We start from the raw sequence: 23324 nt of genomic DNA on the forward strand, positions 1-23324 counted from the left end.
ACCTCACACGTGATTCTGGGAAGATTCCCCTCCGATATGGCTCAGCCCCCCGCACGTCGCCTGCCCTCAGGCGTCACTCCGCTCACGCAGAGTGACCCCAGCCTCATCGGGCCGTACAGAATCATCGGGCGCCTGTTCTCCGGCCCCACCGCGGCCGTCTACGCCGCCGTCTCCCCGGACGGCGCGCCGAGCGCCGTCATGCACGCCGCAGGCGCCCCCGGGGCCGGGACGGCGAGCGAACTCGCCGACCGGATCGCGGCGGGCCAGCGCGTGTCCAGCCTCTGCGCCGCCGTGGCCCACGACGGCGGCCTCGACCACGGCGCGCTGTGGACCGCGACCGACTACACCCCCGGACACTCCCTGCGCGACCACCTCCAGCACCAGGGGCCGCTGACCGGCCACGCGCTGACCGTGGCCGCCGCGGGCTACGCCGAGGCCCTCAGCGCCCTCCACGCGGCCGGCCTCGTCCACGGCGACATCCGCCCGGAGAGCGTCGTCGTCTCCCCGGACGGCCCCCACCTGGTCGACCACGGCCTGGGACAGTGGACCCAGCGGACGCGGCCGAGTCCCCGCGGCGACGCCGCGGCGTGGGGGCGCCTCGTGCTGTTCAGCGCCGGGCGCACGCCCGCCCGCCCGGGACAGCTCCCCGCCGGACTCGAACCCCTCGTCCAGCGGGCCCTGTCGCCCGACCCGGCCGCGCGCCCGGAGACGGAGGAGCTCTACCTCGAACTCCTGCTGCTCCTGGGCCTCGGCGAGGACGTCCCCGCCCGGGAGTGGTCGGACCGCCTGTGGACGCTGATCGGCGAGCACTGGCCGGGGGTGGACACCTCCTGGCACGACCCGGGTCTGTGGAACGCGGCGGCGCGCGCCGCGCGGGCCCCGGCCGCCGAGGCCGCGGGTCCGGCCTTCGACGCCGCTTCCGCCGGGGCCGCGCCCACGGCCGCACCGACGGGCCCGCCCACGGCCGCACCCACGGCCGCACCCACGGCCGTGCCGACGGGGCCGCCGCACCCGCCCAGGGCCGCGCGGACGGCCGCACCCACCGGCGGCGCGTCGGCCGGAGCGGGGGCCGCCGTCACGGCGGGCGCCGGTCCCTCCGCCGCGCCCGGGTCGCTCTTCACCCCCCGCTCACCGGCCGGGGCCTACCGCCGGGACCCGCCGCCGGGTTCGGCCGCCGACACCGCGCCGCCCGCCTCCGCCGCCACCGGCCCCGGTCCGGGCGCGCCCGCCGGGGTGCCCTCGGACGGGGGCTTCTCCGGCCACGCGGCGTCGGGGGTGTTCGGATCCGGGGCGGGAGCGGGGACGGCGGACGTCCCCGTCCAGTCCGAGGCCACCGGCGAAGGCGGCGCCACCGGCCTGTCCGGCGTCAGGATCGCGGCCCTGGCGACCGTCGGGGTCATCGCCGCCGGAGTGGTCGCCGGAGGCGGATACCTGCTGTTCAGGGGCTTGGCGGAAGAGGAGCCGAACGCCGTCGTGCCACCGGCCGCCGAGCAGCCCTCGGCGCCGGAGGAGCCCGAACCCGACCCCACCGGCATCGACCTGGCCGCCGCGTCGGCGGAGGTCTTCCTGGACGCCGACAGCTTCGAGGTGTCGATCCACCAGTACCCCGGGGACGGGTCCGGGCCGCCGCAGGAGCCGCCCGCCGATCCGATCGGCGCGACGGGGAACCGCGTCTGGTTCGACCACTACGCCTTCGGTGACGACGTCATGCAGCGCCGGGTGGGGACCTACGCCTCGGAGTACTCCGAGAGCCTGTTCGTCGACGACCGGGTGATCGTCTCGGCCGGCCCGAACGGCGAGTGGGTCGACGTCTCCGACAGCACCGGCTACGACCCGGCCGACTACACGCCCGAATCCGTGGCCGAACCCCTGTCGGCGATCGCCGAGACGGGTGAGGTCACCGACGAGCAGCCGACCGAGTTCGCGCCGGTCCTGGAGTACTGGCAGATCTACGACCCGGCCTACACCGAGCCGGAGACCGGTTCCGCCGTCCCCGGCACGCGCCTGGAGGGCACCTACACCGACGCCGGCGGCGGCCAGAAGGGGTTCGTGCTCATCGTCGGCGAGGACCGCGCGCCGCTCAACCTGCTCGTGGAGATCCCGAACACCGGCGAGCCCGTCGACGTCGGGTACTGGAACCTCGACTACACCTTCCGCAGCCTCGACGACACGGTCGAGGTCACCGTCCCCGACCCCGACGCGGTGCTCTCCGAATGGCCCGACGGCACCTTCTGACCGTCCCCGCCCACCCGTGGTCCACAGCCCTCGCCGACGCGTGAACCGGCACGTCGCCACGCTGTCATAATGGCGTTGCGTCGCCGAACGGCGTCGGCGCGTGGGGGCGCGCACGGGGGAAGGGGATGACGTTGGCCGAGCGCAGGGCTCTGGATCTGGACGCGCTCGCGGTCAGCGACCGCTTCCAACTGTTCAACTTCACCCGACGCGACGACCACATCACCTACCTGTGGATCCTGCGCGCGCTGGACCGCCTGCGCGAGGTCCACCAGGTCCAGGCCGGGGCCGAGGACGTGGCCACCGCGCTGCGCGAACTCTCCGCGAGCCACCCCGGCGCACCCGTGCCCGAGCACGGACTGCGCCACCGGCTGGACGAGCTCAGCGCCGACGGCGTCGTCCACCGCTTCGACGACGCCTCCCGGGCGGGCGACCTGGCCAGCTACCGCAACCGCCAGTCCGTCTACCAGTTCAGCGAACTCGGCTACTGGGCCTACCGGGCGGTGGAGAACGTCCTGGGCGCCCGGGTGGAGGACGTCAACCTCTCCCGGCTGGTCTTCTCCGACGTCCTGGAGGACCTCACCGCCCTGGCCGAGGCCAACCGCACCGGGCAGACCGAGAGCGTCTACCGGCGGCTCTCCCGCCTGGACTCGGTCATGGAGGACATGGGTCGGCGCTCCGCGCAGTTCCACGTGACCCTGGGCGAGATCCTGCGCTCCACCCAGGCCTCGCCGGAGGTCTTCCTGCGCCACAAGAACGCACTGCTGGTGCACATGTCCGACTTCATGGCCGAGCTGGACCGCTACCTGCCGCGCCTGGACCAGGCCGTCCACGACGTCGAGGGCACCGGACTGGCCACCCTGCTCTCCCGCGCCGCCGAGGCCGACGAACGCCTGTTCATGGCCCGGGACGAGCGCGTGGAGGACTGGCGCCGCCGCTGGCGGGCGGTCCGCGGCTGGTTCGCCTCCGAGGGCGGCGCGCCCACCCGCGCCGCCGAGCTGGGCGCCGCCACCCGTTCCGCGGTCTCCGGGGTCATCGCGCTGCTGCGCCAGCTCACCGAGGCCCAGCGCGGCGGCGTCAACCGCTCCACCCAGCTGCGCCACCTCGCCGAGTGGGTGTTCAACACCCCCGACGACGGTGCCGCCCACGCCCTCATGGGCGCCGCGTTCAACGTGCGCTCGGCCCGCCACCTCGGCACCGCCCACGAGGACGACGAACAGATCCCGCCCACCACCACCTGGTGGGACGCCCCCGGCGTCGAACTGTCCGTCACGCTCTTCCGCAGTGACCGCGCACCCAGCACGGGGGTGCCCAAGCCCGTCAAGCGCAACGCCGGGGCCCGGTCGGCGCTGCGGCGGCAGCAGGCCCAGGACCGCGCCGCCGAACGCGTGGCCGCCGCGCGGCTCGCCGACGAGGGCGCGCACGACCGCGTCCTGGACGAGGCCGACACCCGGATCCTGCTCCGCCTGGTCACCAAGGCCCTGGAGTCGCGCTCGGTGGTCGCGGGGCGCCTGGGCTCGGCCACCGGCGCCGACGGCGGCACCGCCGTGCGCCTGGTGCCCAGCGACCGCGGCAGCAGCGTCCGCACCAGCCGGGGCACGCTCCACCTGCCGGGGTTCCGGCTCGAACTCGCCACCGGGAAGGGGAAGTGATGGCCGGCCGCCGCGGCTCCGTCCGCACCGTCGACCCCGCCGACCTGGGCTCCTACCAGCAGGCCGTGCGCCGGGTCCTGACCTGCGACCTCATCACCGCGTCGCGGCCCCGCCCCGGAGCGCTCGACCAGGTGCTGCGCTGGGCCGACCAGATGGCCCAGGACCTGCGCGCCCTGTTCGGCTACACGCTCATCGCCACCACCGACCACGTACGGCTGGTGCGCGAACTCGACGAACTCGACCCCACCCAGCGCCAGGTCTTCTCCCGCCGCGGACGGCCCTTCGACCGGCGGCGGCTGGCCTACCTGTGCCTGCTGATGGCCTGCTTCCAGCGCTCGCAGATCGAGATCAGCCTCGGCGACCTGGTCCGCCAGTTCACCCCGGCGGCCAACGCCGTCGAAGGGCTGGGCTACGACCCCACCGACTCCACGCACAAGGCCGCGCTGGTCGACGTCGCCCACTGGCTGCTGGACCGCGGGGCCCTGCACCTGTCCGACGGCTCCCTGGAGGCGTGGGCGCGCGGCGGCGAGCAGGCCGACGCCCTCTTCGACGTCGACCACGACGTCTGCGAGATCCTGTTCCGTCCGGCCCGCCCCGTGCAGCACCTGGGCAGCGTCACCGGCCTGCTCAGCGACGCAGCCGCCGGCGGATCCCGCCGGGAGCGCACCGCCCAGCGGGCCCGGCGCCTGCTGCTGGAGCACCCCGCCGTCTACTACGCCGACCTGGACGCCGACACCGCCGCGGCCCTGCGCGCCAGGGGCCTGGCCGAGGAGGTCGCCAGGGTCACCGGTCTGACGGTGGAGCGCCGGGCGGAGGGCGTGCTGCTGGCCGACCCCGGCGGGCTCTTCACCGACCGGCCCTTCCCCGGCCGCGGCGGCGCGGTCACCCGCACGGCCGGCCTGCTCCTGGCCCAGATGGCCGACCTGTTCGAGACCTCCTGGGCCGCCCTGGTGCACATGGAGGTGCCCCCGCGTTCGGACGAGCACGCCGACCTCGTCCGGCTCGTCGACGCGGGCCTGCCCCGGCACGGCGTGGTGGGCGAACTCGCCTGGACCGACACCGGGGACGGCGCCGCCGCCGTACCCGCCGCCGACTCCCAGCGGGTGCCGCTGGTCGAGCGCGGGCGCCTGGAGGACATGGTGGCCGACCTGTTCGCCGAGTTCGGCGCCGCCTCCTTCACCAACGCCTGGCAGCAGGACCCGCACGGGCTCCTGGACGCCGCCCTGGCCCTGCTCGCCGACCTGCGCCTGGTCCGCCCGGTGCCCGGCGGGGTGCTGGTCATGCCCGCCGCGCTGCGCTACCGCAACATCCAGGGCGCCCTGCCCGAACGCGAGGACACCGGTCACCTCCCGTTCGGGACCCTGGACGCCCACGCTCCCGCCTCAGGCGCACCCGCCGCCCCCGACTCCGAAGGAACCACCGCATGACCCGCAGGAGCGACCGCTTCCGTCCCAGCCGCGCCGGTGTGATCAACGTCTGGGACTACGTCGACGAGGAGTTCGTCTTCGCCGACGGGCGCCTCATCCTGCGCGGGCACAACGGCTCGGGCAAGACCAAGGCGCTGGAGGTGCTGTTCCCGTTCATCCTGGACGGCTACACCGACGCCCGCAGGCTCGACCCCTTCAGCGGCCAGAACCGCACGATGAAGTCCAACCTGCTCTACCGGGGCGACGAGTCGGCGTACGGCTACGTGTGGATGGAGTTCGCGCGTCCCGCGGACGGAACCGCGGGCACCGAGACGGTCACCCTGGTCATCGGACTGCGCGCGCACAAGCACCGCGACGGCGTCGCACCGTCCTTCTTCGTCACCGACCAGCGCCTGGGCGTGGACTTCGGCCTGCTCGCCGCCGACAACCGACCGCTGACCGAACGCCAGCTCAAGGCCGTCCTGGGCGAGGACGCCCACCACGGCACCGCAGCGGACTACCGGCGGGCCGTCGACGCCCGCCTCTTCGGTCTCAAGGACCGCTACATCCAGCTCCTGGACCTTTTGCTGGCCCTGCGCCGCCCGCTGCTCGCCAAGGACCTGGACCCGGAGAAGGTCTCCGACACCCTCACCAGCGGACTCAGCCCCGTCGACGAGGCACTCGTGGACCAGGCCGCCCGCGACTTCGCCAACCTCGCCGCCGTCCAGGTCCGCTTCGACAACGCCACCGCCGCCGACGAGGCCGTACGGGCCTTCACCGCCGAGTACGCCGACTACCTCACCACCAACGCCCGCCACCGCCTGGCCGGCGTCACCACGGCCGTCGACCAGGCCGCCGCCCACGCCGACACCGTGCAGGCGGCCGCCGCGGAGAACCGCCGGGCCACACTGGCCCGCGACGAGGCCCGCACCCGCGAACAGGCCCTGGACGCCCGGATCGGCACGTTGGCGGCCGAGGTCAAGGCGCTGGAGGCCGACGAGGCACTGCGCAGCCACCAGAGCCTGCGCACCCGGCGCCAGCACCACGAGGAGCGCTCCCGCCTCCTGGCCACCCAGGCCGCCCGGGTGGACCACCAGGTCCAGGAGATCACCCACCTGCGCACCGAGTCCGCCCGCGTCGCCGAACGCATCGACCGCGACCGCGCCACCGCCCGGCGGCTGTCCGGCGAGCTCGCCGAGACCGCCGACGCCGCCGGGATCGGCCACGACGCGCAAGGGCCCGTCGACACCGGCGAGGACCTGCCGACCACCGCTCGCGCCCGCGCCGCCGCCCGGGAGGACGACGTCCGAGCGGTCCGCGAGCACCTGGACGCCCTCGACACGGCCGAGGCGGCGCGCCGGCGCGCCGACGCCGACAGCGCCCGCGCGGCGGCCGACCTCGACGAGGCCCAGGACGGCTGTGCCCGCGCCGGCGAGGAGCTCGCCGCCCTGCGCGCCGCCACCGCCCAGGCGGTCGGCGAGTGGGCCGACCGCTGGAGCATCCTGGGCCCGGAGGGCCGCGACGCCCTGGCCGAGGCGGTGTCCCGGTTCGGCGAACCCGGCACGGCCACGCTCACCGAGGTCTTCAACGAGCACGTCCACGACGCGCAACTGGAGGTCGCCGCCCGTGTCCAGGGGCTGGAGACCGAGGCCTCGGCGATCGACGGCGAACTCACCGCGCTGCGGAGCGAACGCGACGACATCGCCGCAGAGCGCGACGACGCCCCGCCCGTCGACCACCACCGCACCGCCGCGCGCGGGGGCCGGCTCGGCGCACCCCTGTGGCGGCTGGTGCGCTTCGCCGACGACCTGTCCGAGGACGGCGCCGCCGCCGTCGAAGGGGCGCTCCAGGCCGCCGGCCTGCTCACGGCGTGGATCCACCCCGATCCGGAGCTCACCCGCACCGCGCTCGCCGACGGCGACGCCGACGCCTACCTGCTGCCCGCCGCCGAGGTGGCCGAGGGCGGCACGCTCGCCGACGTCCTGGTGCCCGAGCGCCAGGACCACGTGCCCGCCGAGACCATCATCCGGGTCCTGCGCTCGCTGCCCTTCCACGGTCGGGACGAGGGCGTCCTGGGCGGTGGCGTGGACGCCCGCGCCCGCTTCGGACTGGGCGTGCTCGTGGGCGCCCACCCCAAACCCGCCGCCGAGTTCATCGGCGCCACCAACCGCGCCCACCGCCGACGTGAGCGCCTGGTCGCCTGCGACCGGCGCATCGGCGACCTCACCGAGCGCCGCGCCGCGCTCGGCGACCGGCTGGAACAGGCCAGGGAACTCCTCAAGGACTACGGGCGGGCCCGCGCTGACCTGCCCGACCCCACCCCCGTCGCGCAGGCCGTGCGCGCGGTCGAGCACCGCTCGACCCTGCTGGCCTCCGCCCGCGCCACGGCGGAGCGGCTCCGGCGCTCTCTGGACACCGCGGTGGCCGAGGTCGACGCCCGCCGCCGACAGGTCCGCGCGGTGGCCGCCGAACGGGCCATGCCCGCCGACCGCGCGGGCACCGAGGCCGTGGCGGCGGCCCTCTCCGGGTTCCTGGAGACGGCCGGGGCCCTGCACGCGGCCCGCACCGACGCCGCCGAGTTCGAGCGCGACCTGGCCGGGCGCCGGGAGACCATCGACCGGCTCACCGGCGCCCTGGAGTCCGACCAGGCCGACCTGGCCGAGCAGAGCGCCGCCCACGAGGAGGAGGCCGCCGAGCTGGCCGCCCTGGAAGCGGCCATCGACGCCCCGGTCAAGGAGATCCTCGCCCGGCTCGACGGGCTGCGCGGCGACCTGCACGGCACCACCGCCGAACGTGACGCCGTGCGCGCGTCCGCGGTGACCGAACACGAGGCGGTGATCCGCTCCGACACCCAGCGCGAACAGGGCAGGGAAGCGCTCACCACCGCGATGGGCGCCCTCGATGAGCGGCTGGAGTCGCTGGGAGAGTTCACCCAGCCCGCGGTGCGCGCGGTACTGGGCATCGACCCCGGCGCGGCCTGGCCCGACCGGCGGAACTGGCCCGGCCCCGAGGAGGCCGCCGACGCGCTGCTCTCGGACACGGCCGCCACCGTGCGCGAGGCCCTCCCCGAGGGGGTCGGTTCGCTGTTGACGGCGCTGACCGAGGCCGTGGGCACCGCGCCCAAGGTGGGGGAGAACGACATCAAGCGCACCGCCACCCGGATGTCCAACGCGCTGCGCACCTTCCAGGAGACGCTGGGCGGCGACTCCGAGGGCTACCGGGTCGACCACGAGGTCGGCCCCACCGGCGTCATCACCGTCTTCGTCAACGACGAGGGCGGACGCAGCCCGGTCTCGGCCTTCGCGCGCGCGATCGCCGACCGGGTCGAGGAGCAGAGCGCGCTGATGCGCGACGAGGAGCACCGGGTCCTGGAGGACGAGCTGCTCGGCGGTATCGCCCAGCAGATCCACGAGCGCGTGGCCGCCGCCCGTGAACTCGTCCAGCGGATGGACCGCGACACCCGCGCCCGGCCCATGTCCTCGGGAACGCGGATCGGTATCCGCTGGGCGCGCTCGGAGGCGCGGGGCGACCGCGAGCGGACCGCCGCCCAACTGGTCAAGCGCGACGGGACCGGCCTGGGGCCCTCCGGTCTGGCCGAGCTGCGGGCGGTCCTGCGGGACATGATCCGCGAGTACCACGCCGCCCACCCGCGGGCGAGCTACAAGCAGGTGCTGTCCGCGGTCCTGGACTACCGCACCTGGTACCGGTTCGAGCTGCGTCTGGCCGTGCCGGGGCAGGAGGAGGTCCGGCTCACCAAGAACAAGCACGAACAGATGTCGGGCGGGGAGAAGTCCGCCGCCATCCACCTGCCGCTGTTCGCCGCGGCCAACGCGCTGTACTCCTCGGCGGCCCCCACCTGCCCGCGCGTGGTCGCGCTGGACGAGGCCTTCGCCGGCATCGACGACCGCTACAAGCCGGAGCTGATGGGCCTGACCGTCACCTTCGACCTGGACATGTTCATGACCGGGCACGACCTGTGGGTGCACTACGACAGTGTTCCCATGGCCGCCCACTACGACATGCACCACGACAAGGGCTCGCACACGGTCTCGGCCATGCTCATGCTCTGGGACGGCGCGCAGACCATCGACGCCGACGCGGGTTTCTCCGGCAACGAGGAACTGGCCGCCGAACTCCTGGGGATCACCCCCAGCCGCTTCGTTCCCCAGTCCACCGCCGGCACCCTGCTCGCCGAGGAATGACGCAGGATCCGTTCACCGCCTTGTGCGCCGAATGAGTTCTTTCGGGCACCCTGTGCCGGAATTCCGGCGATATCCGGACTCGGGGGATGCCGGTCCTCGGTCAGTTCTGCATCTCCGGTTCCGGGGAGCCCTTCAGAGCCGGGAATCGGCGGGGGCCACCTTCCGGAGCCACTCCGCGCACAGGGAGGTCCACGCTCCCGCGTGCGCGGCACCCTCGGCCAGCCCGAGGCCGTGGCCGCCGGTGGGAAAGACGTGGAGCTCGACCGGGACCCGCAGCTCGGCCAGGCGCCGGGTGAACGACAGGGCGTGGTCGACCTCGACGAGGGCGTCGTCCGCGCAGTGCCAGACGAAGGTCGGCGGCGTCTGCGGGACGGCGATCAACTCGACCGAGACCGCGCGGCGCTTCTCCGGGGTCGAGCCGGGGCCGATGAGCGGGTCCTCGTCCGATTCCGACTCCGACTCCGACGCGTCGGGCGACCCGAGCCAGAAGCTGTGCCACGACGTGGCCGCGTAGCAGAGCACCGCGAACGCGGGCCGCTCGTCCTCGGTCGTGTCCGGGCCGGCGGCGAGGTGGGCGGCGAGGTGGCCGCCCGCGGAGAAGCCCAGGACGCCGATGCGGTCCGGGTCGACACCGAGCCGCGGCGCCTCCGCGCGCGCCCGCCGCATCGCCGCCCGCGCGGCGTTGAGCGGCGCGGGGTGCACGTCCTGCGGCCCCACCGGGTACTCCAGCACCCAGGCCGCGTATCCGAGCCGCCCCAACCAGTCCGCGACCGGCTTCCCCTCGTGCTGGGCGTGCCGCATGTAGCGACCGCCCGGCATGACGATCACCCCGGGGGCGCCCGAGGCCGGCGACGGCACATCGGCTCGGGGCGGGTGGAACGTCAGTGTCGTCGAAAGGTCGCTCATGGCCGGACAGCCTGCCATCCGCCGCCGCTCCTGTCCAAGGCATACCGGCGGCCGAGCGCGCTGTCGGACCGCTGTCGGACCGCTGCCGGACGGTGGGGCGTCGCGCGGCCGCGGTGGATGTGGCCGAACCACCCGCACGGACGCGTCCCGCGTGCGAGGATCGGCTCATGGCCGACCCCGCCCCGCTCCGTGAGGATGTCGCGATCGACCGCCTCGCCGACGACATGAAGCACGAGCGCGTGTACGTGCTGTGCCCCGACCGCTTCTGGGCCTCCGTCCTCACCGGTGTCGAGGGCGGTACGTTTTTCCTGCCCACACCGCTGGGCCTGGTGTTCGTGGAGGAGACCGACACGGACGCGATGTGGGCCGTCGTCGACTCCCTCCCGCGTCCCCTCGAAGCTGGCGACTGCGTCCTGACCTGGCCGCGCACGCCCCAGGGCCGGGACGCGCTGGTCGCGGCGGGGATCGACACCACCCCCGCCCCGCAGGACGCGGGCGAGCTTCCGCTGCTGCTGTTCGGCGAGGACGGCGGACGCCAGCGCATGCCCAAGCTGCTCAACGACGCCCTGTCGATGTACCGCCCCGTCTCCGCCGCCCGCATCCGCGCCCGCGCCCGCCACACCTGAACCCCTCCTCAGGCGTCGCGCGGAGGCGCCCCGGGCAGCAGGAGGGCGAGTCCTCCGCCCAGCAGGGGCAGCACCCCCACGACGGCGAGCGCGACCGAGGGCCCCAGCAGCGCGGCGAGCGCGCCGACGAGCGCCGACCCCGCCCCGCCGATGACGAAGAAGGCCAGGTTGAGCAGCCCCAGCCCGGCGCCCCGCTCCGCCGCCGCGAGCCGTGCGGACACGGTCCCGGTGACCACGACCTGCACCGCGGAGAACGCGGCGAACCCCAGTGAGGCCCCGACCACGGAGAGCGCGGGCCCGCTCGTGGCCCCGCCGGCCAGGATCAGCGCCACGCCGAACGCGGACGCCGTGCCCGCGGCCAACGGCCGCCCCCCGCGGCCCGCGGCGAGTCCACCGGCCAGTCTCGACAGCACCGCCCCGGCCACGGCACCGGGCAGCAGCCACATGCCCACGGCGAGGACGTCCCATCCGTGCTCGACCACGAGCACCTGGGGCACCGCGTACATCGCGGCGAACAGGCCGGCGTAGATCCCGCCTCCGGCGACCGCCGCGACGACGAACCCCCGGTCGGTGACGAGCCGACGGGGCACGAACCCCTCGGGAACCCGCCGGACCCACAGGACCGTGCCGGCGCCGCCGAGGACGGACAGCCCCGCGACCACGGCGACGGTCGGCCCCGACAGCCCCAGCGCCGAGGACTGCAGGAGGACGAGGACGGCCGCGGACGTGGCGGCGAGTAGTCCGGCGCCGGGCAGGTCGACCGGTCGGTCCGACCCCGGACGGGTCGCCAGGCGCAGGCACAGCGGGGCGACGAACACCGACAGCGCGGGCAGGACGAGCGTCACCCGCCAGGACACCAGGTCGGTGAGCACCCCGGCGGTGAGGGTGGCACAGGCGGCGCAGACCGCCATGGCCGCCCCGAACACGGCGAGGACCGTCCCGCGGTGCTCCGGGCGCACCGCCCCCACCAGGCCGAGGGCCGCGGCGGACATGGCCCCGGAGCCGGCCGCCAGCACGAACCGGCCCGCGACCAGCACGCCGAGCCCGGGCGCCGTCAGGCACAGGACGGTTCCGGCGAGCAGGAGCACGGCTCCGCAGACCAGGACCACACGCGCCCCGGCGGTGTCGGACAGGCGGCCGAACAGCGCCGTGCCGATACCGAGGGCGAGGGCGTGCACGGTCAGGACCCACACCGTGGCGGAGGGGGCCGCCCCCAGGTCGGCGCCGACGGCGGGCAGGGCGACCCCGGCGGCGGTCACGCCGAAGACGGCCGGTCCGAACAGGGCGCCCAGGCGCAGTCCGGTCGAGCGGGCTCCGAGCTCGGGTCGTGTACGCAGGTCCGCGGTCACACTCGACTCCTCTGGGAAGGGGCGTGGGTTTGGGTAGGGGCGTGGGTCCGGGCAGGGGCGAAGTCCGCCGGGAACAGCCCGGACGGGTCGTGACGGGCCTTGACCTCGGCCAGCCGTGCGCGGGCACCCGCCGTGAAGGCCTCGTGGGTCAGCGCCGCGCCGCCCGGCCCGCCGAGGAAGTTGAGGAAGGCGCGACCGGTGCCCCACGGCGCCATGCGCTCCAGCAGTCCCGCGGCGGCCGCCCACCCGCCCGGGGCGGCGCCCGCCACCGGCGTGAGCGCGGACAGGCTGTGGGAAGTGTCCCGGTGGTCGAGGGCGCGGGGGTGCTCCGGCTCGCGGTCCAGCGCGCCACCGAGGCGCCGCACCTCCACCATCGCGATCCCCTCCTGCCCGGAGTCCGGTCCGACGGCCGCGATCAGGGCGTCCACCGCGGCTTCGTCGAACGAACGGAGCATGAGCGAGCGCTCGTCGAAGGGCAGGGGATGTGTCGGGTCGTCGTGGACGGAGGCGATGGCGGTCGTGGGGATCGCGTCGGCGGTGTCGAGCAGGCGCGGGCCCAGCGCGCGCAGCGGCCGCAGCAGGTCGGCCCCGGCCCGCGCCGTCCCGACGTGGGCGACGCGCACGTGGACGGTGAGTCGTCCGCGCAGCGGTTCGGGCACCCCGTCCGCGTCCGGGAGCCGCAGCAGCGCCACCGAGGTGTTCATCGACTCGGGGACGTCCTCGGCCCAGGCCCTCCACGCGTGCAGGACACGGCGGGCCCGGTCGCCCGGGAAGTACAGGCCGCCGCCGTACAGCCCGGTGACCGGCACCAGGGCCACGTCCATGGACGTGACCACGCCGAAGCCCCGCCTGCCGCCGCGCAGCGCCCAGAACAGGTCGGGGTCCTGGTCGGGACCGACCCGGCGCGAGAGCCCGTCGGCGGTGACCAGGTCGAGTCCGAGGACGCGGTCGGCGGCCCAGCCGAAGGTGCGGCCCAGGACCGGCAGACCTCCGCCGAGCGTGTAGCCGACGGCGCCCACGAGCGGTGAGGACCCGTTCAGGGGCGCGAGGCCGAACGGGGCCGCCAGGGCGATGACCCGCTCCCACCGCGCCCCGGCCTCCACGCGCGCGGTGCGCGCGACCGGATCGACGCGCACCCCGGTCATCCTGCGGGTGCTGACGAGCAGACCGCCCTCGCGCGGTCCCACGCCGTGGCCGGTGGCCCGCACGTCGACGGTGAGTGCGTGGTCGGCGGCGTGGGCGACCGCCGCCCGGACGTCGGCCGGCCCGGTCGCGCCGACGGTCAGCGCGGGGCGCGCGTCGACGGCGAGGTTGAATCCGGCGAGTTCCAGGTCGTGCTCGCGGTGTCCGGGCAGGAGCACCGGCCCCTGTGTCCGGCGGCCGAGTCCGGCCGCCGCGGTGTTCGGGTTCGTTTTCGGCATGGTGCGATCCCACCGGTCGGGGAGCCGCCGAACCAGACGCGTCTCGCACGTACAGTTATCACCGATCGTGATGAATGCGGACCGGGCGGGGTGGGCGGGTGGAACTGCGGCAGCTGGCCTACTTCACGGCGGTCGCCGACGAGGGCGGGTTCGCCCGCGCGGCCGCGGCGCTCCACGTGGGCCAGCCCGCGGTGAGCCAGCAGGTGGGCAGGCTCGAACGCGAGCTCGGCCTGCGCCTGTTCGACCGCTCGACCCGCCACGTCCGACTCACCGCGGCCGGCGAGCGCCTGCTGGGGGAGGCCCGCGCGGTGCTGGCCGCGGCCGAGCGCATGCGCCGGGTCGCCGCGGACCTGGCGTCGGCCGGAGCCGGGACCAGAACCCTGCACCTGGGCACCGGCCAGGCGCCGGACGCGCACCTCTATCCGGTGCTCGCCGCACTCGCCGCCCGTCCGGAGGCTCCGAGGGTGGCGATCACCAAGGCCCAGCTCGCGGAACGGCTCGAAGGGGTGCGCTCGGGAGGCATGGACGCCGCGCTCGTGCGCGACCTCGAGGACGAACCCGGGCTCGAACTGCTGCCGGCGTGGTCCGATCCGCTGATCGCCGCGATCCCCTCCGACCACCCGCTCGCCGACGGCGACACGCTCTCCCTCCGGCTCCTGGGCGACCTGCCGGTACGCCTGGCCGAGCACCGGCACAATCCGCCGTTCCGCCGCCTGGTGGCCCGCGCGTTCCTCCAAGCGGGCATCGATCCGCCCGAGGGGCCGCCGTTCACCCGGCTCCAGGAGACCCTCGCCGACATGGCGCACGCCCCGCCGTCGTGGACGCTGTTCTATCCCGTGGGGCCTCCGCCGCCGTTGCCGGGCATCGTCTACCGCCCGCTGGAGGAGGTCCGCTCCAGGGTCCGGCTCGCCGTGCCCCCGGGCCCGCCCTCGCCTGCGGTCCGCCACCTGCTCGCGGTGCTCCCAGGAGACCCGGACGGCTGAGCCGGGCTCCGCCCCGGACCCGCGCCCCGCACGGTCACGGAAGGCCGGTCCCGGCCGGAAGCCGCCGCGAACACGGGAGTTACGCTGGTGCGCGCGGTGTCGACCCCCTCGGCGGCAACCGCCCGGGACGCGCCGCCCGCCGTCCCGGAGCACCTCTCTGGAAGTGGCACCATGACCGTTATCAAGAACATCGCCGACTTCGTCGGCCGGTGGTTCGCCCTGCTGGTCCTGGCCGGTGGCGTGGTCGGCCTGCTGGCGCCCGCGCAGGCCGCGGCCGTGGCGCCCCACATCCCCCTCCTGCTCGGCATCATCATGTTCGGCATGGGACTGACGATGCGTCCCGTCGACTTCGCCATCGTCGCCAAGCACCCCAAGGCCGTCATCCTGGGCGTGATCGCCCAGTACACGGTGATGCCGCTGCTGGGCTTCGGGATCGCCCACCTGTTCGACCTGTCCCCGATGCTCGTGGTGGGGATGGTGCTGGTCGGCGCCGCGCCCGGAGGCACCTCCTCCAACGTGATCGTCTACCTCGCCCGGGGCGACGTGGCGCTGTCGGTGGCCATGACGTCGATCTCCACCCTCCTCGCGCCCCTGCTCACGCCGCTCATCGTCCTCGGCCTGGCCGGATCCACGCTGCCCGTCTCCGCCGGCGACCTGTTCCTGTCGATCGTGCAGATGGTGCTCGTGCCGGTCGTGGCGGGCCTGCTGCTGCGACGGTTCGCCCCCCGCGCGGTCGAGGCCGTCCTACCCGTGCTGCCGCTGGTGTCGGTCACCGGCATCGTCGTGGTGGTCGCGGCGGTCGTGGGCGCCAACGCCGACGCGGTGCTGAGCACCGGACTGCTGCTCGGCCTGGCCGTGGTCCTGCACAACGTCCTGGGCCTGGGGATCGGGTACGCGGCGGGCGCGGTGAGCAAGGTGCCCGAGTCCGCCCGGCGCGCGGTGAGCATCGAGGTCGGCATGCAGAACTCCGGCCTGGCGGCCGCGCTGGCCACCGCCCACTTCGCCCCGCTGGCCGCCCTGCCCGGCGCCCTGTTCTCCGTCTGGCACAACGTGTCCGGCGCGATCGTGGCCACCTTCTGGGCGCGCCGCGTCCCCAAGGACACCCCGCCGGACCGCGACACCGCCCCCGCCGCACAGGACTGACGCCCGGACCTGTCACGCGGCCGGACGCTCCGCATTCGCCCGGAATTCGGCGGGACTCGCGCACGAGTTCCGGGCGAATGCGAGAGGTGTCGACCGTTCGGTGCGTGCGGGCGGCGGATGTCCGCTGTGTTCGATTCGGCCTCACGTATCGTCTCCGACATGCGCATGACCGACATCGACACGTGTCCTCCGCAGGCCAAACTCGGTTATCACCGCAGTCCTCCTTCGTTCTCCTACAAAGCGAGGGAATTCCTGCAGAAGATGGCGCTGAATCCGGATTCCGCCCACTACCGGGTGACGACGAAACTGGGCGCCTATCTCTTCCTCGACCGCATCGGCGTCCCCCACGCCGAGGTGTACGGCCTCCTGCGGGGGATCGACGGACTCACGCCACGGCATGTGCGGCGCCCCGTGGTCCTCAAACCGCTCGACGGATGCAGCGCCGCCGGTGTGATGGTGCTCAGGCCGCAGGACGGCGGATGGTACGACACCCTCGCCCAACGGCACTGGGACTTCGACGACATCGTGGCCCGTGCCCGCGCCGCCATGGTCAAGCGAGGTCTGCCCGACGTGTGGCTGCTGGAGGAACCGCTGGTCGCGGACGGCGGTGTCCCCGACGACCTGAAGTTCTACACCTTCCAGGGAGACATCGCCCTGGTGCTGCAGCGCCGGAGCCGGCCCGGGAGTTCACGCCCCCTCGCCTCCTACCGGTGGTTCGACGCCGACTGGGAACCGGTCGAGACCGGCAAGCACCCGGAGAAGATCGACACGGCGCTGGAGCCGCCCGAGCAGAGGGACGCCCTCGCCGACCTCGCACTCAAGGTGTCCGAGGCCTCGCCCTACGCCTTCACCCGGGTGGACACCTTCGCCACGGACCGCGGCCCCAGAGTGGGGGAGGTGAACGCCTGGGTGGGCGGCTACGACCATTTCTCGCAGGAGTGGGACCTGCGCCTCGGCGCGGCGTGGGAAGCGGCCGAGCTCCGCGTGCCCGCACGGGTCAGGCCCATTCCCCAGAGCGTTCCCGAAGGCGGTTACCCGCTTCCATGGTGGCGCTTCTGACCCCGCGGCCGCTCGTGTTCCCCCAGCGCACCGCCGCCGTGGCCACAGCCCTGGCCGTGGGCGGCCTGTCCGCCGGCCGCCCTGTGCCGCGGGTCAGACGGTGAAGAGCGCGGCGGCGTCCACCGCGGTCCGGGCGACGCCGTAGGCCAGGGCGGCGAGGACGACGACCCACAGCAGGATCGCGGTGAGGACCGTGGCGTTCTTGGTACGGGGGTTCGGCATGGCCGCCTTTCGTCGTCGCCTCGCGCGGAGTGTGGGGCCGGCCGGATGCCGGCGGCTCGGAGCGCGGCTCAGTCGCGCTCCACCGCGGGTGCGGTCCCGGGCGCGGGTTCGGTCTCGGCTTCCGTTCTGGGCTCGGGTGCGCGGTCGTGCGCCCCCTCGGGGAGCGGGCGGATCAGCATGTTCGCGAGGAAGCCCACGGCCATGACCCCGACCATCACGTACAGCGAGAGCCCGTACAGGGCGGCCCCGTCGCGTCCGGCCGCCAGCTGGACGTCGGCGATGACGTTGACGACCATCGGGCCGGCGATCCCGGCCAGGGACCAGGCGGTCAGCAGCCTGCCGTGGATCGCGCCGACGTTGAAGGTCCCGAACAGGTCCTTGAGGTAGGCGGGCACGGTGGCGAAGCCGCCGCCGTAGAAGGACAGGATGACGCCCGTCAGCGCCACGAACAGCACCACCGACCCGGTCCCGGCGACGGCGATCAGCAGGTACAGCAGCCCGCCCAGCCCGAGGTAGCCGATGTAGACGCGCTTGCGGCCGATCACGTCGGAGGTGGAGGACCACAGGATCCGCCCGAGCATGTTGCACAGTGACAGGAAGCCGACGTAGCCTGCCGCCTCGGCCGGCCCCACCCCGGTGAAGAACTCCTGCACCATGGGCGACGCCTGCTCCAGGATGCCGATCCCTGCGGTGACGTTGCAGAACAGCACCGTCCACAGCAGCCAGAACTGCGGGGTGCGCACGGCCCTGCCCACCGCGACGCCGGGCAGCGCGGGCGCCCGGGCCGCCGTACCGGACCGCGGCGCGGGAGGAGCCCCGGACCCGGCCTCGGGCGGGACCGTCGCCGAGGACTTCCGGCCCGGCGTCCACCCCGCCGGGGGGACGCGCACGGTGAACGCGCCCATCATCATGACCACGAAGTAGACCGCGCCCAGGGTAAGGAACGCGGGCACGATGGCGTCGACCGGAGTGTCCGCGTAGCGCGTGAGGAGTTCGGCGGACAGCGGTGAGGCGATCAGCGCCCCGCCGCCGAAACCCATGATGGCGATGCCGGTGGCCAGCCCCGGCCGGTCGGGGAACCACTTGATGAGGGTGGAGACGGGGGAGATGTAGCCGATGCCCAGGCCGATCCCGCCGAGGAACCCGTAGCCGAGGTAGACCAGCCAGAGCTGTCCGGTCGCCACGCCGAGCGCGGCGACCGCGAACCCGCCCGACCAGCACAGTCCGGCGACGAACATCGCCTTGCGGGGACCGTTGCGCTCCACCCACGTGCCGCCGAAGGCCGCCGACAGTCCGAGCATCACGATGGAGATGCTGAAGATGACGCCGATCGCGGTCAGCGAGGTGTCGAACCGCTCCACCAGGGGATTGCGGAAGACGCTGAACGCGTAGACCTGGCCGATGGACAGGTGGACCGCCAGGGCGGCCGGCGGGATCAGCCATCGGCTGTAGCCGGGGGGAGCGATACTGCGCTCGTAGTCGAGGAGTGGGGAGGTGCTTCGCGTCATGGGTCCTGATTCGTCTGCCGCTCGGCGAACGCCCTCACGGAGCGTGCGAACGCGTGCGGTGAGAACGGATGTGCTGACAGCGAACATATGTGCGGGCTGCGCCGACGGCAACCCCTTCCCGTCCGACGGTTTCCGTCCCCTTCCACGCCCCTGCGCACCGCGTCCACCCGCCACGGCCGCGCCCGCCCACGCCCCGGGGCGCGGGCGGGCGCACAGGCGGATTCGGGCGGTCGGCCGGCGTCCGCGCCCGTCCGGGTCACAGCCCGTTGGCCGTGGTGGCGATGCCCCCGTCCACCGGGATGATGGCGCCGGTGACGTAGGAGCCCGCCCTGCCGGCCAGGTACACCGCGGTGCCGGCCATGTCGTCGTCCCGGCCGATGCGGCGCAGCGGTGCCGCCTGGGCGATGTGCTCGCCGAAGGCGTCCAGCGTGCTCGCCATCATCTTCGAGGGGAAGGGGCCGGGCGCGACCGCGTTGACGGTGATCGCCTTGGGGCCCAGCTCCCGCGCGAGGTGGCGGGTCAGCTGGTGGACGGCGGCCTTGCTGGTGGAGTAGGCGTAGGTGGGCAGGTCCGGGACGTGGATCCCGTCGATGCTGCCGACGTTGATGATGCGCGCGGGGTCGTCGGGCGTGGCCGCGGCCTCCAGCGCGGGCAGGAAGGCGCGCACGAGGAAGAACGGCGACTTCAGGTTGAGGTCCAGGACCTTGTCCCAGGCCGACGCGGGGAAGGTCTCCAGCGGTTCGCCCCAGGTGGCGCCCGCGTTGTTCACCAGGATGTGCACCTCGGGCACCTGGGCGGTGACCTCGGCGGCGAGCCGCCGGCACTCGTCCTCGTCCGACAGGTCGGCCGGCACGGCGTGCACCTCGCCGTACTGGGACAGTTCGGCGCGGGCCTCCTCGCAGGCGTCGGCCTTGCGGGAGCTGATCCATACGCGGGCCCCGGCCTGGAGCAGTCCGCGGGCCATCATCATCCCGATCCCGCGGCTGCCCCCGGTGACGACGGCGTTCTTCCCGGTCAGATCGAACAGGTCCATTCCAGTCTCCTCCTACGACGGTGTGAGGGGAGGCTAGCCGAACCGCTGGTCACCGCCGTCGGCGGGGGGATCAGGTGTGGCGGACCGGGCGCACCGCGGCCATCACCGTGTCCAGGCGCGCACTGAGCTCCGCCCCGTCCGTGGTGCCCGACTCCTTGGACAGGACGGCCTGCAGGCAGGCGAAGGCGGAGCCGACCACCGCCCGCAGGACGAGTGCGTCGGTCGTCTCGCCGCGCTCCTCGGCCCGGGCGACCAGCACCTCCAGGAGCCGCTGCTGCATGCGGTCCGCCCGCTGCAGGTAGGCCGCCAGCAGGGGAGGGCTGCTCTCGGTGATCCGGTGCATCGTGTGGGTGCGCCTGCGCCGCTCGGGGTCCTCGCACTGCTCGACCATGACGTCGAAGGCGCGCCGCAGCGAGTCCCACTCCGTCTCGTCGAGCGGGCGGCCGGTGAGGCGGGCGAGGAAGTCGTCGCTCACCCGCTCGAAGCCGTCGAGGGCCGCGTCCTCCTTCGACGCGAAGTAGCGGAAGAACGTGCGCTGGGACATGCCGACGGTCTCGGCGATCTCGTCGACGGTCGTGGCCTCGAAGCCCTGGGCGACGAAGAGCTCCTCGGCGACCTCGGCGATCCTCGACCGCACCGCCTGGCGCGAGAGCTCACGCAGTCCGCTGGTATTAGACATGTCACGTACGATAGCAGCCGCCTTCCCTGTCAGTAGCTGACATCGATGTACTAGCCTGCACAGGGTGTCAAGGAGCGCCGCACGCGCGAGTCGTCGCGCGGCAGGGGCGGACCGACTGACACCGAGCCGCGGGCGGCCCCGCCCGACCCCACTCTTTCGAAAGGCGGCCCCGTGACCGCAGACCAGAGCTCCGCGCCGCACACCGGCCCAGGACCGGGCCCGGCGACGGACCAGGCATCGGACGCACCGATGTCACGGCAGGTGAAGGTCCTGCTCGGCCTGCTGCTCGTGTCCTCCTTCGTGGTCATCCTCAACGAGACGATCATGAGTGTGGCGCTGCCCCGGCTCATGGCCGACCTCGACATCACGGCCGCCACGGCCCAGTGGATGACCACCGCGTTCATGCTGACGATGGCGGTCGTCATCCCGACCACCGGCCTCATCCTGCAGCGGTTCACCACGCGTGCGGTGTTCGTCGCCGCCATGTCCCTGTTCACCGCGGGGACCCTGCTCGCGGCGGTCGCCCCGGGGTTCGGGGTCCTGGTCGTGGGCCGGGTCGTCCAGGCCGGCGGTACGGCCGTGATGCTGCCGCTGCTGATGACGACGGTCCTCAACTTCGTCCCGGCCTCGCGCCGCGGGCGCACCATGGGCATGATCACGGTCGTCATCGCCGTGGCCCCGGCCGTCGGCCCGACCTTCTCCGGCCTCATCCTGTCCGTGCTCGGCTGGCGCTGGCTCTTCCTGGTCGTGCTGCCCATCGCGATCCTGAGCCTCGTCCTCGGCGCCGTCATGGTCAAGAACGTGGGCACGCCCAAGCGGGTGCCGTTCGACGTGCTCTCCATCGTGCTCTCGGCCGTGGCCTTCGGCGGTCTGATCTACGGACTGAGCAGCATCGGTGAGGCGACCGAGGGCCACGCACCGGTCCCGCCGGCGCTGCCGATCGTCGCGGGCGTCCTCTCACTGGTCCTGTTCGTGGTCCGGCAGCTGCGCCTGCAGCGACACGGTGCCGCGCTGCTCGACCTGCGCCCGTTCCGGGAGCGGGCGTTCTCCCTGGGCGTGGTCGTCATGCTCGTCTCCATGGGCGCGCTCTTCGGCACGCTGATCCTGCTGCCGATCTACCTGCAGAACGTCCTGGAGCTGAGCACGCTCGACACCGGGCTGATGCTCCTGCCGGGCGGCCTGGTGATGGGTCTGATCGCGCCGGTGGTCGGGCGCCTGTTCGACCGCTTCGGTCCGCGTCCGCTCGTCATTCCGGGCACGTTCACCATCACCGGCTCGCTCGCGGTGATGACCCTGCTGGACGAGACCTCGCCGGTGCCGATGGTCCTGGCGGTCCACGTCGCGCTGAGCGTCGGCCTCGGCCTCGTCATGACGCCGTTGATGACCTCCTCGCTCGGATCGCTGGACGCCTCGCTGTACTCGCACGGCAGCGCGATCGTCAGCACGCTCCAGCAGCTCGCGGGCGCGTCCGGGACGGCGCTGTTCATCACCATCATGACCACCGGAACCGCCGCCGGGATCGGCGCGGGGCTGGCGCCGGTGGCGGCGCAGGCCTCGGGAATCCACTCCGCGTTCCTGGTGGGCGCCGGGCTGGCGTTCCTGGCGGCGATGACGTCGTTCCTGGTCAGGAAGCCGGCGCGCACGCCCGACGTGGCCGCGCACTGACCCGACCCGCAGGGGGTCGGGGCGGTGGGGAGCACCTCCACGGCCCCGGCCCCGTCTTCGCAGGGCCACCCGGGTCGCGTTCGGCTTCGTCGTTCGTGCCTGAGACAGTGGCCCGATCCCCCGCTCCGATCACCCCTACCCCGAGGAGTCACGCATGGACCTGTACGACATCCCGCTGCGCACCCTGTCCGGCGAGCCCACGTCGCTGGCCGAGTACCGCGGCCGCGCCCTGCTGATCGTCAACGTCGCCTCCAAGTGCGGTCTCACGCCGCAGTACGAGGGCCTGGAGCGCCTGCACGAGCGCTACCAGGACCAGGGCCTGACCGTGCTGGGCGTGCCCTGCAACCAGTTCATGGGGCAGGAGCCCGGCACGTCCGAGGAGATCGCCGCCTTCTGCTCGACGACCTACGGCGTCACCTTCCCGATGCTGGAGAAGGCCGACGTCAACGGCGAGGAGCGCCACCCGCTGTACACCGCGCTCGTCACGACCGCCGACGCGCAGGGCGAGGCCGGTGACGTGCAGTGGAACTTCGAGAAGTTCCTCGTCGACCCCCAGGGCCGGGTCGTGGGCCGGTTCCGCCCGGCCACCGAGCCCGAGTCGCCGGAGGTCGTGTCCGCGGTCGAGGCGCACCTGCCGCGCTGACGCCCGGGCCGGGCCGGGACCGGAGCCGGCCCGGCCCTCACCGAGGGAGAGCGGCGCTGACCAGGACGGTCGTGGCGGCCGTGGCGACAAGGGCGGTCATGTCGGACTCGCTCCAACATTTGACTTACCCCAGAAAAGACGGCAGACTTCGAGCCATGACAACCCCTTCGGATTTCGAGCGAATGTTGCGCGAGTCCGCTCTGCGGGTGACCAGCCCTCGACTGGCCGTGCTCTCCGCCGTGCACGAGAACCCGCACGCGGACACGGAGTCGATCATCGGTGTGGTGCGCTCGCGCCTCGGAACGGTGTCCGACCAGGCCGTCTACGACGTCCTCAAGGCACTCACCGGCGCGGGCCTGGTGCGACGCATACAGCCGCAGAACTCCGTGGCCCGCTACGAGACGCGGGTCGGGGACAACCACCACCACGTCGTGTGCCGGTCGTGCGGTGCCATCGCCGACGTCGACTGCGCCGTCGGCCACGCACCGTGCCTGAACGCCTCGCACAACCACGGTTTCGTCATCGACGAGGCCGAGGTCGTCTACTGGGGCGTCTGCGCGGACTGCTCCGACACACCGAGTTCCTGATACATCCA

18 protein-coding genes are annotated in these 23324 nt (G+C 73.8%); 11 read left to right on the forward strand and 7 right to left on the reverse strand.

Annotated elements, in window-relative coordinates:
* The first annotated feature begins 36 nt into the window (after nt 1-36).
* From DFP74_RS18320 to DFP74_RS18335, 4 genes are all read left to right on the forward strand, one after another.
* The gene (locus DFP74_RS18320) at nt 37-2235 is read left to right on the forward strand and encodes a hypothetical protein (protein ID WP_121183122.1); all 2199 of its coding nucleotides are present in this window, start codon (nt 37-39) and stop codon (nt 2233-2235) included.
* Between the two features lie 131 nt (nt 2236-2366).
* Nucleotides 2367-3884: a TIGR02677 family protein gene (locus DFP74_RS18325; RefSeq protein ID WP_121188342.1), complete on the forward strand. Its 1518-nt coding sequence runs from the start codon at nt 2367-2369 to the stop codon at nt 3882-3884.
* Entirely contained in the window at nt 3884-5311 is a 1428-nt protein-coding gene (locus tag DFP74_RS18330; protein WP_121183124.1) for a DUF2398 family protein, read from the forward strand. Before DFP74_RS18325 ends, DFP74_RS18330 begins: the two co-directional genes overlap by 1 nt.
* On the forward strand, nt 5308-9492 hold the full coding sequence (locus tag DFP74_RS18335; RefSeq protein WP_121183126.1) for a TIGR02680 family protein: 4185 nt from the start codon (nt 5308-5310) through the stop codon (nt 9490-9492). Before DFP74_RS18330 ends, DFP74_RS18335 begins: the two co-directional genes overlap by 4 nt.
* A 132-nt stretch (nt 9493-9624) precedes the next feature.
* On the opposite strand, the gene DFP74_RS18340 is transcribed toward DFP74_RS18335, so the two are convergent.
* On the reverse strand, nt 9625-10398 hold the full coding sequence (locus DFP74_RS18340) for an alpha/beta hydrolase (RefSeq protein ID WP_121183128.1): 774 nt from the start codon (nt 10396-10398) through the stop codon (nt 9625-9627).
* A gap of 167 nt (nt 10399-10565) precedes the next feature.
* Between DFP74_RS18340 and DFP74_RS18345 the strand changes: the two genes are divergently transcribed.
* Entirely contained in the window at nt 10566-11024 is a 459-nt protein-coding gene (locus tag DFP74_RS18345; RefSeq protein WP_121183130.1) for a hypothetical protein, read from the forward strand.
* An 8-nt stretch (nt 11025-11032) separates the two neighbouring features.
* Here DFP74_RS18345 and DFP74_RS18350 read toward each other — a convergent pair whose 3' ends face one another.
* Together DFP74_RS18350 and DFP74_RS18355 are read right to left on the reverse strand one after the other, a co-directional pair.
* Complete coding sequence (locus DFP74_RS18350) at nt 11033-12373, reverse strand: MFS transporter (RefSeq protein WP_121183132.1); 1341 nt, start codon at nt 12371-12373, stop codon at nt 11033-11035.
* Entirely contained in the window at nt 12370-13794 is a 1425-nt protein-coding gene (locus DFP74_RS18355; RefSeq protein WP_121183134.1) for an FAD-binding oxidoreductase, read from the reverse strand. The genes DFP74_RS18350 and DFP74_RS18355 overlap by 4 nt, the downstream gene beginning before the upstream one ends.
* A 98-nt stretch (nt 13795-13892) precedes the next feature.
* On the opposite strand from DFP74_RS18355, the gene DFP74_RS18360 reads away from it, so the two are divergent.
* The 3 genes from DFP74_RS18360 to DFP74_RS18370 all read left to right on the forward strand — a co-directional run bounded on the left by DFP74_RS18360 (nt 13893) and on the right by DFP74_RS18370 (nt 16979).
* Nucleotides 13893-14777, forward strand: coding sequence for a LysR family transcriptional regulator (locus tag DFP74_RS18360; protein WP_121183136.1), 885 nt, complete (start codon nt 13893-13895; stop codon nt 14775-14777).
* Between the two features lie 171 nt (nt 14778-14948).
* Nucleotides 14949-15920, forward strand: coding sequence for a bile acid:sodium symporter family protein (locus DFP74_RS18365; RefSeq protein WP_121183138.1), 972 nt, complete (start codon nt 14949-14951; stop codon nt 15918-15920).
* Nucleotides 15921-16079: 159 nt separating this feature from the next.
* Nucleotides 16080-16979, forward strand: a complete 900-nt coding sequence (locus tag DFP74_RS18370; protein WP_158613016.1) for an ATP-grasp fold amidoligase family protein — start codon at nt 16080-16082, stop codon at nt 16977-16979.
* Nucleotides 16980-17072: 93 nt separating this feature from the next.
* On the opposite strand, the gene DFP74_RS34920 is transcribed toward DFP74_RS18370, so the two are convergent.
* The 4 genes from DFP74_RS34920 to DFP74_RS18385 all read right to left on the reverse strand — a co-directional run bounded on the left by DFP74_RS34920 (nt 17073) and on the right by DFP74_RS18385 (nt 20421).
* Entirely contained in the window at nt 17073-17201 is a 129-nt protein-coding gene (locus tag DFP74_RS34920; RefSeq protein ID WP_255499532.1) for a hypothetical protein, read from the reverse strand.
* Between the two features lie 68 nt (nt 17202-17269).
* Nucleotides 17270-18709 carry an OFA family MFS transporter gene (locus DFP74_RS18375; protein ID WP_121183142.1) on the reverse strand — a complete coding sequence of 480 codons (1440 nt, stop codon included), beginning with the start codon at nt 18707-18709 and terminating at the stop codon, nt 17270-17272.
* A gap of 256 nt (nt 18710-18965) precedes the next feature.
* A complete protein-coding gene (locus tag DFP74_RS18380; RefSeq protein WP_121183144.1) occupies nt 18966-19742 on the reverse strand; it encodes an SDR family oxidoreductase in 777 nt (258 codons plus the stop codon).
* A gap of 70 nt (nt 19743-19812) precedes the next feature.
* Nucleotides 19813-20421, reverse strand: coding sequence for a TetR/AcrR family transcriptional regulator (locus DFP74_RS18385; RefSeq protein ID WP_121183146.1), 609 nt, complete (start codon nt 20419-20421; stop codon nt 19813-19815).
* Between the two features lie 249 nt (nt 20422-20670).
* On the opposite strand from DFP74_RS18385, the gene DFP74_RS18390 reads away from it, so the two are divergent.
* From DFP74_RS18390 to DFP74_RS18400, 3 genes are all read left to right on the forward strand, one after another.
* Nucleotides 20671-22086 carry an MDR family MFS transporter gene (locus tag DFP74_RS18390; RefSeq protein ID WP_121183148.1) on the forward strand — a complete coding sequence of 472 codons (1416 nt, stop codon included), beginning with the start codon at nt 20671-20673 and terminating at the stop codon, nt 22084-22086.
* 154 nt (nt 22087-22240) lie between these two features.
* Complete coding sequence (locus DFP74_RS18395) at nt 22241-22729, forward strand: glutathione peroxidase (RefSeq protein WP_121183150.1); 489 nt, start codon at nt 22241-22243, stop codon at nt 22727-22729.
* A gap of 155 nt (nt 22730-22884) precedes the next feature.
* Nucleotides 22885-23316: a Fur family transcriptional regulator gene (locus DFP74_RS18400; protein ID WP_121183152.1), complete on the forward strand. Its 432-nt coding sequence runs from the start codon at nt 22885-22887 to the stop codon at nt 23314-23316.
* The last annotated feature ends 8 nt before the right edge of the window (nt 23317-23324 follow it).

It is taken from the genome of Nocardiopsis sp. Huas11, assembly GCF_003634495.1.
GTDB lineage: Bacteria > Actinomycetota > Actinomycetes > Streptosporangiales > Streptosporangiaceae > Nocardiopsis.

Excerpts from the sequence above, each read along its gene's own strand:
- DFP74_RS18320 (WP_121183122.1), top strand. The coding sequence starts at position 37 with ATGGCTCAGCCCCCCGCACGTCGCCTGCCCTCAGGCGTCACTCCGCTC.
- DFP74_RS18330 (WP_121183124.1), top strand. The coding sequence starts at position 3,884 with ATGGCCGGCCGCCGCGGCTCCGTCCGCACCGTCGACCCCGCCGACCTG.
- DFP74_RS18335 (WP_121183126.1), top strand. The coding sequence starts at position 5,308 with ATGACCCGCAGGAGCGACCGCTTCCGTCCCAGCCGCGCCGGTGTGATC.
- DFP74_RS18340 (WP_121183128.1), bottom strand. The coding sequence starts at position 10,398 with ATGAGCGACCTTTCGACGACACTGACGTTCCACCCGCCCCGAGCCGAT.
- DFP74_RS18345 (WP_121183130.1), top strand. The coding sequence starts at position 10,566 with ATGGCCGACCCCGCCCCGCTCCGTGAGGATGTCGCGATCGACCGCCTC.
- DFP74_RS18355 (WP_121183134.1), bottom strand. The coding sequence starts at position 13,794 with ATGCCGAAAACGAACCCGAACACCGCGGCGGCCGGACTCGGCCGCCGG.
- DFP74_RS18365 (WP_121183138.1), top strand. The coding sequence starts at position 14,949 with ATGACCGTTATCAAGAACATCGCCGACTTCGTCGGCCGGTGGTTCGCC.
- DFP74_RS18370 (WP_158613016.1), top strand. The coding sequence starts at position 16,080 with ATGCGCATGACCGACATCGACACGTGTCCTCCGCAGGCCAAACTCGGT.
- DFP74_RS34920 (WP_255499532.1), bottom strand. The coding sequence starts at position 17,201 with ATGCCGAACCCCCGTACCAAGAACGCCACGGTCCTCACCGCGATCCTG.
- DFP74_RS18375 (WP_121183142.1), bottom strand. The coding sequence starts at position 18,709 with ATGACGCGAAGCACCTCCCCACTCCTCGACTACGAGCGCAGTATCGCT.
- DFP74_RS18380 (WP_121183144.1), bottom strand. The coding sequence starts at position 19,742 with ATGGACCTGTTCGATCTGACCGGGAAGAACGCCGTCGTCACCGGGGGC.
- DFP74_RS18385 (WP_121183146.1), bottom strand. The coding sequence starts at position 20,421 with ATGTCTAATACCAGCGGACTGCGTGAGCTCTCGCGCCAGGCGGTGCGG.
- DFP74_RS18390 (WP_121183148.1), top strand. The coding sequence starts at position 20,671 with ATGTCACGGCAGGTGAAGGTCCTGCTCGGCCTGCTGCTCGTGTCCTCC.
- DFP74_RS18395 (WP_121183150.1), top strand. The coding sequence starts at position 22,241 with ATGGACCTGTACGACATCCCGCTGCGCACCCTGTCCGGCGAGCCCACG.
- DFP74_RS18400 (WP_121183152.1), top strand. The coding sequence starts at position 22,885 with ATGACAACCCCTTCGGATTTCGAGCGAATGTTGCGCGAGTCCGCTCTG.